This is a genomic window from Branchiibius sp. NY16-3462-2, from assembly GCF_001594145.1.
Taxonomy (GTDB): Bacteria; Actinomycetota; Actinomycetes; order Actinomycetales; family Dermatophilaceae; genus Branchiibius.
The window spans coordinates 647758-659395 of sequence record NZ_LVCF01000001.1; the positions used below are offsets into that span (position 1 = coordinate 647758).

The window sequence follows — 11638 nt, forward strand, 5'->3', positions numbered from 1 at the left end:
CTGTTACCTGAATCACATCTCATGTTACTTCTTGGAAGGGTCCGGTCATGCGCGGTACAACGGCGTCACTCGGTTTGGCAGCACTCTCTTGCAGCGCTCTCGCACTCAGTGCGTGTGCGCCCTCTCCCAGCCAGGGGGCCGGGACATCCGGCGCCGGCGGCGACGTGGTCAAGGTGGGGATGATCTCCTCGCAGACGGGCCCGCTGGCCGGTTACGAGAAGGAGTATCAGAACGGTGTGGTGGCGGGCATCGACTACGCGACCAAGGGCACCGGCGCCGTCGACGGCCACAAGATCGAGGTCACCTGGCGGGATGACGGTGGCGACCCCGACAAGGCAGTGAGCGCCGCGAAGGACCTCATCGGCAAGGGCTACAAGATCCTGGGCGGCAGTGTCGACTCCGGTATCGCACTCAAGCTGGCCGACCAGGCGCAGCAGAACAAGGTGCTGTTCCTGTCCGGACCCGCGGCCAGCGACAAGATCACCGGAGCCAACGAGTACACCTTCCGCTCCGGCCGTCAGACCTACCAGGACGTCGCGACCGCTGCCACCTTCGTCAAACCCGAGGGCGCCAAAATCCTTGTCTTCGCACAAGATTCGGCTTTCGGCCAGGGCAACGCCGCCGCGGTGAAGGCGGTCATGGGATCCAAGGGAGCCACCGTCACCAACCTCCTGGTGCCTGCGGACACCACGGACTTCACCTCCTTCGCCCGGCAGATCGTCACCCAGAAGCCGACCATGGTCTTCGTCGCGTGGGCCGGTGCGACCACCGCTGCGATGTGGCAGGCGCTCGCCCAGCAGAACGTCTTCGGCAGCACGACGGTCGTGACCGGTCTGGGCGATTCCCTCACGTACGGCGCCTACGGCGCTGCCTCGGGCAAGGTCGACTTCCTCAACCACTACTTCCCGGGTGCCGGCGGTGACAACCCCGTGGAGAAGGCCATGACCGACAAGCTCAAGGCAGCGGGCGCCAAACCCGACCTGTTCAGCCCCGACGGATTCGTGGCCGGGCAGATGCTGGTCCGGGCGATCGGCGAAGGCGGCGGCACGGACGTGCCCAAGATGATCTCCGCCCTGCAGGGCTGGAGCTTCGAAGGACCCAAGGGCCCGATGACGATCCGCGCCGGCGACCACGCCCTGATCCAGCCGATGTTCCAGGTCAAGCTGACCGGCAGTGGCACGTCGTGGACGCCGTCGGTGGTCACCACGGTTTCTCCCGAGTCTGTGGCACCTCCGGAGGCGAAGTGAGCCAGGCCAGCCTGGAACTGCGGTCCATCACGCTCACGATCGGCGGCGCACATATCCTGCGCGGAGTCGACCTGGACGTCGCCGGCGGCGAACTGATCGGGGTCATCGGGCCCAACGGCGCCGGGAAGACGACCCTGTTCAACGTCATCTCCGGGTTGGTGCGGCCGACCGGCGGACAGGTCGTCTTCGACGGCCGGGATGTCACCCGCGACCGGGTGGCCCAGCGCGCCCGGGCCGGGCTGGGCCGGACGTTCCAGACCTCCAGCCTGTTCCCGGGCCTGAGCGTGCGGGAGAACGTTCGGCTGGCCGCACAGGAACGCCTCGGTCGGGCACTGAGCCTGGTGCGATTCCCGCGGTCCGGCGACGAGGCGACCACCATCGCCGATGACTGCCTCACCCAAGTCGGCCTCGGCCACCGCGGCGATGGCCGCGCCGGTGAGCTGTCGCACGGCGACAAGCGCAAGCTCGAGATCGCCGTCCTGTTGGCCGCGGATCCGTCGATGGTCCTGCTGGACGAACCGATGGCCGGGGTGGCCTCCGCCGATGTCCCCGGACTCGTGGAGGTGATCGGGGGGTTGCACGCGGGCGGCCGCACCGTGCTGATGGTCGAGCACCACATGGACGTGGTGCTCGGCCTGGCCGACCGGGTCGCGGTCATGCACCGTGGTCAACTCCTGGCGTGTGACACCCCAGCGGCCGTGATGGCCGACCCGGAGGTCCAGTCGGCGTACCTGGGAGATGTGGCATGACCGACACGCACACCCGCCCGCCGGTCCTGGAAGTGAGCGGCCTGAGCGCCCGGATCGCCGGGCAGCAGGTCGTGGAGGACGTCAGCTTCGTCGTCCCTGCCAGTGGCGTCACAGCGGTCCTGGGGCGCAACGGGGTGGGTAAGACCAGCACCCTGCGCGCGATCCTGGGTCTGATCGAGCGCTCGGGCTCGGTCCGACTGGCAGGCGAGGCGATCGAGAAGGAACAGACCTGGCAGATCGTCCGCCGCGGCGTCGGCTACGTGCCCGAGGACCGGGAGGTCTTCGCCGGCCTGAGCGTCGCGGACAACCTGAAACTCGCCGTACGCCAAGCTGATCCACGCTACGACCTGGTCCGGGAGTTGTTCCCGGAGCTGACCGACCGAGCCCGGCAGATGGCCGGAACCCTGTCCGGCGGGTAGCAGCAGATGGTGTCGATCGCCCGCGCGTTGCTGAACGACAACGTGCTCCTGGTAGTGGACGAACCCACCAAGGGTCTGGCGCCCAAGGTGGTCACCGAGGCCGCCGACGCTCTCGCGACGGCGGCCGCCCAGGTGCCGATCCTGTTCGTGGAGCAGAACCTCGAGGTGATCCGCCGACTCGCCGACCAGGTGGTTGTCATCGACGCGGGCCGGGTGATCCACACCGGCCCGGCGCAGGAGTTGCTCGGCGACCCGCAGCGGCTGCAACGCCTGCTCGGGGTGCACCACGACCAGGAGGTTGCCCGATGAGCACCGTTGTCCTGCTGCTGATCACCGGTCTCGGACTCGGCGCGCTGTACTTTCTGGTCGCCTCCGGCCTGTCGCTCATCTACGGGTTGATGGGGGTTCTGAACTTCGCCCACGGCGCCTTCCTGACCCTGGGAGCGTTCGCGGGCTGGGAGGTCGCCCGGCGACTCGGCACCGCCACCTGGGGCGCGGTCATCGTCGCCCTCGTCTGTGGCGCCGCCGCCGGAGCCGCCGTGGCCGTCGCCACCGAACTGGTGCTGATCCGCCCGCTCTACGAACGCCACATCGAGCAGGTGCTGGTCACCGTGGGTCTCGCGTTGGCCGGCGTCGCGCTCTTCATGGGGATCTGGGGTCCTGATCCGCATTACTTCGACAAACCCCCGTGGATGGCGGCGACCACCGACGTGCTGGGGGCCAGCGTCCCCAACGACCGGTTCGTGGAGATCGCCGGCGCGCTGCTCGTCCTGGCCGCCATCCTCGCCTTCCTGAAGTTCACCCGCTACGGGTTGGTCATCCGCGCCGGGGTCGAGAACCGGGCGATGGTGACTGCCCTGGGCATCGACGTACGGCGTGCCTTCACCCTCGTGTTCGCGATCGGTGGCGCCTCGGCCGGCCTGGGTGGCGTGCTGGCGTCGCTCTACTTCGGCTACGTCTCACCGGAACTGGGCTCGTCCCTGCTGATCTTCGCCTTCATCGTGACGGTGATCGGTGGCCTGGGCTCGCTGGTGGGTTCGGCGATCGCGGCGGTGCTGGTCGGCGTACTGCAGCAGTTCGCCAATTACTACTGGGGATTCGGAGACCTGATCGTGGTGCTGCTGCTCGCGGTGGTGCTGCTGGTGCGGCCCTCCGGACTGATGGGGAGGACCGCATGAACCGCGGCAGGTTCCTGGGCCTTGCTATCGCGGCCGTCGTCGTCGTGATGTTGGCCGTGTTGCCTCTGCTGGCCCTCGACGTCCCCGGGTTACTTCCGGGACCCACGTACTCGGCCGGCACTCTCCAACTGCTCGCACTGTGCCTGGTGATCGCCTCCCTTGCTCTGGGGTACCACCTGCTCTTCGGAGTGGCCGGGCTGCTCAGTTTCGGTCACGCGCTCTACTTCGCCGCCGGCACCTACGGGCTCGGGATCGTGCTGCAGCGGACCGACTGGCCATTGATCCCCGCGGCCTGCGTCGTAATGGTCGGCGGGATCGTCCTGGCCTACGTCCTGGGCTCGGTCTCGTTGCGCGTCTCCGGGATCGCCTTCGCCATGGTGACACTCGCCTTCGCCCAGGCCAGCAACGTGCTGGTACGCCGCGACCCGGGTCACGTGACCGGAGGTGACGACGGACTCTCGATGCGCACCGATGCGGTGCCCGCCTCCCTGATCGGCGTCGACAACACCCGCAACCTGTACTGGATCGCCCTGCTGCTCCTCATAGTCACCTACGCAGTCGTCGTCTGGCTGCAGTCATCACGCATCGGGCACCTCGCGGCGGCAACTCGCGAGAACGACCAGCGGGTCAGGGTTCTCGGCGGCCGGCCGTATCTGGTCCGGCTGATCGTCTTCACGATCGCCGGGACGCTCGCCACCATCGCCGGCATGGTCTACCTGCTGCTGCAATCGGGGGCGACACCGGGGATCACCACCTCCGACTTCACCCTGTCGTTGCTGGTGATGGTCGTGCTCGGCGGCGTCGGGTCGCGCTGGGGCGCCGTCGTGGGGGCGGTGCTCTACACCCTCCTCAACCAACGCCTCACGGTCATCGCGTCGTCCGACACCGTGGCCGGGCTGCCCGCTGTTCTGCGGGTCCCGCTGTCCGAGCCACTCTTCCTGCTCGGCGTCCTGTTCATCCTGGTCGTGATCTTCCTTCCGGGCGGGATCAGCGGTGCAATGGAGCGCGCGACGGCACGCCTGCGAACGGGCACGGATCCTGCCGTCGCCGGACCGGGCCGGATGCCCGAGCCGGCTGACCAACGCGCCGACAACTCCCAGGAGGCCGTGCGATGAGTAACACCCCCCGGACCGCGCGAGGCGAGCGCACCCGGCAGAAGCTCCTGGCTGCCGCAGAACAGGTGTTCGCCGAGCAGGGCTACCACGACGCGTCGGTCGCTCGTATCACCGAGGTTGCCGGTGTCGGGATGGGCACGTTCTACCTCTATTTCGACACCAAACTCGAGGTCTTCGACCAAGTCGTGGAGGACCTGAACCGGCGGGTACGTCGGGCGATGTACGAAGCGTCCTCGACCCAGCACACGCGCGCCGCGGCCGAGCGGGCCGGGTTCGCAGCCTTCTTCAAGTTCACCGCTGAGCATCCGGCGCTCTACCGCCTCGTGCGGCAGGCCGAGTTCGTCTCGCCCGCAGCGCTGAACATGCACTACTCGCGGATCGTCGACGGGTACACCTCGGCCCTGCAGAAGGCGCGCGACAACGGTGAGATCGGCGACGTCGACCCCACGGTGGCCGCCTGGGCACTGATGGGCATCGGCGAGATCATCGGTATGCGATGGGTGCTGTGGGGCGCCGGAGGCCAGGGCGATCTGGAAGACCCGACCAGCGAGGTGCCCGACGACGTCTTCGAGCAGATGATGCGCTTCATCGAGCGCGCCCTCGCCGTGCCGGCGGACCAGCCCACTGCTGAGGAGACCCCATGACGACGGCCTATCGCACCCACGACGTCGCCGTCCGCGGCGGCCACCTGCGCGTTGCGGAATGGGCACCCGAGCAGCCTCCCGTGGCGACCGTCCTGGCCGTCCACGGCATCACCGCATCCCATCTGGCCTGGACCTGGCTGGCCGATGCGCTGCCGCAGGTGCGTATCCTCGCGCCCGATCTGCGGGGGCGTGGCCGCAGCAACGCGCTTCCGGGACCGTTCGGGTTAGCGGCGCACGCGGCTGACCTCGTCGATGTCCTCGAGGCCTTCGATCTGCCGTCGGCTGTCGTGGTCGGACACTCGATGGGCGGCTTCGTTGCGGCGACCCTCGCCCACCAGCGGCCCGACCTGGTCGCGGGTCTGCTGCTGGTCGACGGTGGTCTGCCGTTGCCGCTACCCGACGGTGTCGGGCAGGACGAGGCTGGTGAGGCCGCAGCACGCTTGCTCGGCCCCGCGGCCGAGCGGCTCACCCGCAGCTTCCCCGACCACTCGGCGTACCGCGAGTTCTGGGCAGCGCACCCGGCCTTCGTCGGCGAATGGTCCGAACGGTTGGAGCGCTACATCGACTACGACCTGGACGGCGACCGACCGGCCACGCTGCCGCAGGCCATGCTGACCGACGCGGCCCAGTTGTACGGCGGGCCGGACTACCGCGCCGTCCTCCAGGCCCTCCCGGAGGGCACCGTGTTCCTGTCCGCCCCACGCGGTTTGCTCGACGAGGAGCCCGGCCTCTACCCGGAATCGACTGTCGCACAATGGTCGTCGCGATTTCGCGGTCTGTCAGTCCGGGGGGTCGGTGGGGTGAACCATTACACGATCGTGATGTCCGATCAGGGCGTCGCAGCTGTCTGCGAAAGCCTCGGTGACCTGCTGCGGCTGCCGGTGGGTCACCGGTGAGGGCCGTGGCAGGTCTGCCGGTCCAGACCGATCGCGGGCTGGAGCACGTACGACGAGTGGTCGCCGACCGCCCACGCGCGACCGTCGTGTGCATCCACGGCAACTGCTCGTCGTCCTACTTCTTCCAGTCGTTCCTGAAGTCGTTGCCCGCCGATCTCGACGGACTGGCGATCGATTTGCGGGGTTTCGGGGATTCGCAAACCCGACCGGTCGATGCGACCCGCGGGATGCGCGACTTCGCCGACGACGTCTCGGCCGTGCTCAACGCGCTCGCACCGACCGGCCCGCTGGTCGCCGTCGCCCACTCGGCGGGTGCCGGCGTCGTGCTGCAACTCGCGCTGGATCGTCCGGGACTGTTCGCCGGCCTCGTGCTGGAAGCCCCGCTATCGCCGTACGGTTTCGGTGCGACGCGGGACGCCCAGGGCACACCCACGACGCCCGACTTCGCCGGGTCGGGCGCGGGTGCGGTCAACCCGGCCTTCGTCGCGGCCATCGAGTCGGGCGACACGAGTGACGGTCCGGTGTCCCCGCGCACCGTGCTGCGCACCACCTACGTCGCGGCGGGATTCGCAGTCCCGGACGAGGACGCGCTGGTCGACTCGATCCTGACGACCCGCACGGGCGACGGCAACTACCCCGGCGACGCTGCGACGTCGCAGCACTGGCCACACACAGCGCCCGGGCGCAGCGGGATGGCCAACGCCATGTCACCCCGCTGGTTCGACGTCTCGGCCTTCGCCGACATCGAGCCGCAACCGGTCGTCACCTGGGTCCGGGGCGACGTCGACGTGATCGTCTCCGACCAGTCCGCACTCGACTTCGGCACCCTGGGCCGGATGGGGGTGATCCCCGGCTGGCCGGGTGAAGAGGAGTTCCCGTCGCAGCCCATGGTTGCCCAAACGCGTTCTGTGCTGGACCGATTCGCCTCCCGCGGCGGCCAATACCAGGAGATCGTGCTGCCCGGTGTTGGCCACAGCCCTCACCTAGAGGCACCCGACGCGTTCCTTGCGGCGGTCTTGGACACCGTGCCCCAGCGGGCGGTCCAGCGGTAGTTGCGTTGCCATTGCAGGGTGCCGGCCGGGTTGTCGGGGGTGAATAGGTCGCCGCCGTAGTCGGCGTTGGTTTTCTGCCCGATGACCGGGGGGACCAGGAATTCGAGGTAGCCGTTGCGTTCGCGGATCTGGACGTGCCGGTCGTGCACCAGGCGGTGGTGGTGGGCGCATAGCAGGCACCCGTTGCCCAGATCAGTGGCGCCATGCGGGTCGTGGGGGTTGCGGGGTGTCCAGGGGTTGCGCCAGTGGTGGCCTTCGCACCATTGCGGGGGCCGGTCACAGCCGGGGTAGGCACAACCCCGGTCCCGCATGGCCAGGGCGCGGCGTTGGGTGGCGTTGAACAACCGTTGCAGTTGTCCCAGGTCCAGCGGTAACGGTGTGCCGCCCAGCACTTGGGGCAGGATCCCGGCGCCGCAGCCGATCTGTCGGGCTTTGGCCGCGGAGATCCGTGCCCCCGAGGGCAGGGTGCCGGGGCCGAGTTGCCCGGTGAGGGTGTCGTAGTCCACGTTCACACTCAGCACGGCACTGATGCCGCCGGCGTTGGGTAACGCATCAGCGGGTAGGTGGGAGCAGATGATCGCGAACGCCCGCCCTTGCCGGTGCCGCTGATCCGACGGCAACCCAGCATCCGCACCGGCAGCATCCGCCCCGTCCGCATCCGCCTCGGCTGATTCCAGGTGGTAGCGGCGGGGTGCGGCGAGGGCTTCCACGGCGCTGCGCAGCATCTCGGCTTCCGTGTCGGGCAGGGTGAATCCGCCGCGGTGGGTGCCGTCCCGGTTGTCGCGCATCCAGAACCGGGTCGCCCGGGCGGCGCGGCGTTCCCGCGCCTGCAACTGGCCCTCTTCGTGCTGGTCGGCTTCGGCGGGGGTTTTGAACGCCTCGGCGGTGCGGGTCGCGGCCCGCCCCAGGTCCTGGATCGACAACAACCGGGCGGCATCCAACAGTGATTCCTGGGCCCGGACCCGGTCCTTAGCCTCGACACCGATGGGCAGGTGGTTCAGGGCGCGGGCGATGACCCCGGCCTGGTCCCGGTTGACCCGGCCTTGGGCTAACGCGTCTTCCACGATGGGGGTGTTGGACAGCTGGATCGCGGTGCGGACGAACGCGTTCGCGTCGGTGCGGTCCCCACCGAAGTCCTGGGCCAGCAACTGCCCGGTACTGACGGCCCCGACCGCGCGGGCGGTGTCGCGTTCGTGCAACCCACGGGCGAGCACCATCAGGACGGCGTCGATCCGTGCTTTGGCTCGGGACAGCGAGGAGCTCATCGCCCGCAGATCAGCGTCGGTGACCGACTCGTCAGTGACGAGCTCGCCGGTGTCTGGGTTGACAGTGGCCGCGCCGTCAACGGTCCGGCGCGAGGTCAATGCGTCCAGCGCGGTGTGCAGCCCGGCAACACCCGCCGCCCACGAAACCCCCTGCACCACAACAGAATCAGCGACATCCGAACTCATGACCCCCACCCCCTTCCCGTCCCCACGAGAAGCCCGAACCGATAACCCAACCCTAGGCAGGGGCACCGACAAGAACCCAGGACCAAAACGACCGGTGTGGACAACGTGAGTCGCCGGACAGCTATCCACAGCTACGCCTCGCCCTACGCTGCTCTGCCATGGGGATATTCCGACGTCACAAGACCGCAACCTTCGACACCGGCCATGCCGGCGACGATCAGCTGCTAACCCAGTTGTCGAAAGAAAGCGATCTGGGCGCGCCCCGGCACTGGGTCCACTACCTGTATTTCGCCGACGAAGCCGACGCTCGTGCAGCGGCCGCCGTCGTGCAAGCAGCGGGCTGGGAGTTACAGAGGGTGGACGAGTCCGCCGCGGGAGGACCGGAGTGGGTGGTCATCGCCGAACGCAACGGAGCCATCACCAGTCCGGAGGCCGTGCACGATGCCCGGGTGTTCTTCGAGGACGTCGCCCGGCGATGGCCGGGTGGCGACTACGACGGCTGGGAAGCCAGCATGTAGCCCACAAGCGTCACCGCCCCAGGGGTCGCAGGTGCGCGTACTCGTCCTCACTGTCCACCAGAGCACGGGTCTTGCGCCGCAGCAGCAGGATCATCACCACGCCAACGCCCCACACGACGTACTGGACGCTCATCGCCGCGCGGAACCCGTCCAGGGTGTACGCCGAGGCCCCACCCGGGTTGACCTTGTCCAGCACCACGCCGATCAGCCAGATCGTCGACAGGGAGGCAGTGAAGCCGCCGACGTTGACGATCCCTGTCGCGGAGCCGATCCGGGCCGGCGGATTGAACGTGCGGGCCAGATCGAAGCCCACCACCGACCCCGGGCCGCCCACCGCGATCACGACCACCAGCAGGAGCAGCAACCACAGCGGCGCCCGCCCCGGCCACAGCAGCACGGCCGTCCAGACGATGGCCATCGCCGCGACGATCCCCAGCACCGACTGCGAGCGCCGGTAGGGGAACCGCGCGGAGAACACCCCGATCAGCGGTCCCGCGATCGAGGAGCTCACCACCATCACCGACAGCAAGGTGCTGGCCATCGCCGTCGACAACCCCTCCCCCGCGGTCAGGAACGGGAACCCCCAGATCAGCGCGAAGATCGTCGCCGCGAACTGCGAGGTGAAGTGGCACCACAGGCCGAGTTTGGTGCCCGGGTGCGCCCAGGCCGCCCGCAGCGCCTGGGTGACCGCGCGCAGCCGCACCTCCTCCCCGCGATGACTCACGTACGGCGAGTCCTTGACGATCGCCAGTAGCGCCACCCCGAAGAGGACTCCAGCCAGTGACGCGGTCAGAAAGGTCTTCGTCCAGCCCCAGTCGTGCAACGCGACCGCGAGCGGGCCTGCGGCCACGAGCGCGCCGATCTGCCCGATTAGCCCCGTGAACTGCGTGATCACGGCCGCCCGCCGCGAGGGGAACCACAACGCCACGATCCGCAACACCGACACGAAGATCATCGCGTCGCCGGCACCGATCACGACACGCGCGATCAGACCGGCGGGATAGCTTGCGGCGAAGGCGAATCCGGCCTGCGCCACCGTCATCAGCACCAGCCCGGTGATCAGCAGCACCTTCGAACCGAACCGGTCCAGCAGCGCCCCCACCGGCACCTGCAACGCCGCGTAGACGAACAGCTGCAGCATCACGAACGTGCCCAACTGGGCGGAGGTGATGTGGAAACGCTGCGCCGCGATGATTCCGGCGACGCCGAGCGAACTGCGATGGAACACCGCGAGGAAGTAGATGCTGACCGCGGTTCCCCAGACCAGATACGCCCGGCGACCGCCGAGTGGGTACTTCAGGTCCGGTGTCGTCATCGCAATGACAGGCTATGGCTATGGACTCCTTCACCCGCAACGGCATGACCTTCGACGTGACCGACGCCGGGCCGGCCGACGGACCGGTCGTGATCCTGCTGCACGGCTTCCCGCAGGACCGCACCGCCTGGGACCAGGTGACGCCGCTTCTCAACGAGGCCGGGCTGCGGACGCTCGCACCCGACCAGCGCGGCTACTCCCCGCGCGCCACGCCCCGCGGCCGATCGGCGTACGTCGTCCCGGAACTGGTCAGGGACGTCGAAGCCCTCATCGACGCCTCGGGCGCCGAGCGGGTGCACCTGGTCGGGCACGACTGGGGCGGTGGCGTGGCCTGGGCCGCCCGCAGCGCACTGGCCGACCGGCTCTGGGCGGTCACGGTGCTCTCGACACCCCACACCGCGGCGATGCTGAAGACGCCCAGCCAGTGGCCGCACTCGGCGTACATGCTGGGCTTCCAGGTCCCCTGGGTCGCCGAGCGCGCGGTGCAGCGCACGCTGCCCGGCCTCTACATCTCCGGCGGCGTCGCCAAGGAGCAGGCGTTGCACTACGCGGAGAGGTTCAAGGATCCGGCGTCGCTGACCGGGCCACTCAACTGGTACCGCGCGATGCTCAGCAAGACCGCGAAGACGCCGCGTGGCCCGAAGAGCCAGGTCCCCACCACCTACCTGTGGGGCAGCCGCGATCCGTTCCTGGGGCGGGCGGCGGCGGAGAGAACCGCCGAGTTCGTCTCGGGTGACTACGAGTTCCGGGAGATCGACGCGCAGCACTGGCTGCCGGAGACCAACCCGCAGGACGTCGTCGACGCGATAACGCGAGTCCCCGCGCCCTAGTCCTTCTGACGCGGTTCGCCCGGTTTGCCCAGGATCGGGTAGACCGGCGGCGGGGGCGGGCCGTTGCGCAGGCGGCGGCGGTGACCGATGTAGGCCATCACCACGAAGCAGATGATGAAGAACAGCGCGAGCCCGAAGAACCCCATGGCGATACCGATGGGGTGACCGGTCGGTTCGTCCAATCCGGTGACGGGTATCCACTGCGCGTTCACCCTGTCATTGTG

General features: G+C 68.8%; 12 protein-coding genes and 1 pseudogene. 10 read left to right on the forward strand and 3 right to left on the reverse strand.

All coding sequences use genetic code 11. The features are described 5' to 3' along the window. The first annotated feature begins 47 nt into the window (after positions 1-47). From AZH51_RS03150 to AZH51_RS03185, 8 genes and pseudogenes are all read left to right on the forward strand, one after another. Complete coding sequence (locus AZH51_RS03150) at positions 48-1247, forward strand: substrate-binding domain-containing protein (RefSeq protein ID WP_291521184.1); 1200 nt, start codon at positions 48-50, stop codon at positions 1245-1247. After that, entirely contained in the window at positions 1244-1996 is a 753-nt protein-coding gene (locus AZH51_RS03155) for an ABC transporter ATP-binding protein (protein ID WP_291521186.1), read from the forward strand. The genes AZH51_RS03150 and AZH51_RS03155 overlap by 4 nt, the downstream gene beginning before the upstream one ends. Next, positions 1993-2724 (forward strand): annotated as a pseudogene (locus AZH51_RS03160) (ABC transporter ATP-binding protein). The gene AZH51_RS03155 and the pseudogene AZH51_RS03160 overlap by 4 nt, the downstream one beginning before the upstream one ends. Continuing rightward, complete coding sequence (locus AZH51_RS03165) at positions 2721-3593, forward strand: branched-chain amino acid ABC transporter permease (protein ID WP_291521188.1); 873 nt, start codon at positions 2721-2723, stop codon at positions 3591-3593. Before AZH51_RS03160 ends, AZH51_RS03165 begins: the two are co-directional and overlap by 4 nt. Continuing rightward, on the forward strand, positions 3590-4708 hold the full coding sequence (locus AZH51_RS03170) for a branched-chain amino acid ABC transporter permease (protein WP_291521190.1): 1119 nt from the start codon (positions 3590-3592) through the stop codon (positions 4706-4708). Before AZH51_RS03165 ends, AZH51_RS03170 begins: the two co-directional genes overlap by 4 nt. After that, positions 4705-5352: a TetR/AcrR family transcriptional regulator gene (locus tag AZH51_RS03175; RefSeq protein ID WP_291521192.1), complete on the forward strand. Its 648-nt coding sequence runs from the start codon at positions 4705-4707 to the stop codon at positions 5350-5352. Before AZH51_RS03170 ends, AZH51_RS03175 begins: the two co-directional genes overlap by 4 nt. Then, the gene (locus AZH51_RS03180; protein ID WP_291521194.1) at positions 5349-6248 is read left to right on the forward strand and encodes an alpha/beta hydrolase; all 900 of its coding nucleotides are present in this window, start codon (positions 5349-5351) and stop codon (positions 6246-6248) included. Before AZH51_RS03175 ends, AZH51_RS03180 begins: the two co-directional genes overlap by 4 nt. Before the next feature lie 5 nt (positions 6249-6253). Then, positions 6254-7300, forward strand: a complete 1047-nt coding sequence (locus AZH51_RS03185; RefSeq protein WP_291521196.1) for an alpha/beta hydrolase — start codon at positions 6254-6256, stop codon at positions 7298-7300. On the opposite strand, the gene AZH51_RS03190 is transcribed toward AZH51_RS03185, so the two are convergent. Continuing rightward, positions 7228-8751 carry an HNH endonuclease signature motif containing protein gene (locus AZH51_RS03190; protein WP_291521198.1) on the reverse strand — a complete coding sequence of 508 codons (1524 nt, stop codon included), beginning with the start codon at positions 8749-8751 and terminating at the stop codon, positions 7228-7230. The two genes, AZH51_RS03185 and AZH51_RS03190, sit on opposite strands and share 73 nt — an antisense overlap. A 158-nt stretch (positions 8752-8909) precedes the next feature. Between AZH51_RS03190 and AZH51_RS03195 the strand changes: the two genes are divergently transcribed. Next, a complete protein-coding gene (locus tag AZH51_RS03195; RefSeq protein WP_291521200.1) occupies positions 8910-9269 on the forward strand; it encodes a ribonuclease E inhibitor RraB in 360 nt (119 codons plus the stop codon). Between the two features lie 10 nt (positions 9270-9279). Here AZH51_RS03195 and AZH51_RS03200 read toward each other — a convergent pair whose 3' ends face one another. Beyond that, positions 9280-10584 carry a nitrate/nitrite transporter gene (locus tag AZH51_RS03200; RefSeq protein WP_291521202.1) on the reverse strand — a complete coding sequence of 435 codons (1305 nt, stop codon included), beginning with the start codon at positions 10582-10584 and terminating at the stop codon, positions 9280-9282. A 20-nt stretch (positions 10585-10604) separates the two neighbouring features. Here AZH51_RS03200 and AZH51_RS03205 point away from each other — a divergent pair, with 20 nt between their 5' ends. Continuing rightward, a complete protein-coding gene (locus tag AZH51_RS03205) occupies positions 10605-11414 on the forward strand; it encodes an alpha/beta fold hydrolase (protein ID WP_291521204.1) in 810 nt (269 codons plus the stop codon). On the opposite strand, the gene AZH51_RS03210 is transcribed toward AZH51_RS03205, so the two are convergent. Further along, the gene (locus AZH51_RS03210) at positions 11411-11626 is read right to left on the reverse strand and encodes a hypothetical protein (RefSeq protein ID WP_291521207.1); all 216 of its coding nucleotides are present in this window, start codon (positions 11624-11626) and stop codon (positions 11411-11413) included. The two genes, AZH51_RS03205 and AZH51_RS03210, sit on opposite strands and share 4 nt — an antisense overlap. Positions 11627-11638 lie beyond the last annotated feature (12 nt).

Coding starts and splice junctions, on each gene's coding strand:
- AZH51_RS03150 (WP_291521184.1), top strand. CDS start 48: ATGCGCGGTACAACGGCGTCACTCGGTTTGGCAGCACTCTCTTGCAGC.
- AZH51_RS03170 (WP_291521190.1), top strand. CDS start 3,590: ATGAACCGCGGCAGGTTCCTGGGCCTTGCTATCGCGGCCGTCGTCGTC.
- AZH51_RS03200 (WP_291521202.1), bottom strand. CDS start 10,584: ATGACGACACCGGACCTGAAGTACCCACTCGGCGGTCGCCGGGCGTAT.
- AZH51_RS03205 (WP_291521204.1), top strand. CDS start 10,605: ATGGACTCCTTCACCCGCAACGGCATGACCTTCGACGTGACCGACGCC.
- AZH51_RS03190 (WP_291521198.1), bottom strand. CDS start 8,751: ATGAGTTCGGATGTCGCTGATTCTGTTGTGGTGCAGGGGGTTTCGTGG.
- AZH51_RS03195 (WP_291521200.1), top strand. CDS start 8,910: ATGGGGATATTCCGACGTCACAAGACCGCAACCTTCGACACCGGCCAT.
- AZH51_RS03175 (WP_291521192.1), top strand. CDS start 4,705: ATGAGTAACACCCCCCGGACCGCGCGAGGCGAGCGCACCCGGCAGAAG.
- AZH51_RS03180 (WP_291521194.1), top strand. CDS start 5,349: ATGACGACGGCCTATCGCACCCACGACGTCGCCGTCCGCGGCGGCCAC.
- AZH51_RS03165 (WP_291521188.1), top strand. CDS start 2,721: ATGAGCACCGTTGTCCTGCTGCTGATCACCGGTCTCGGACTCGGCGCG.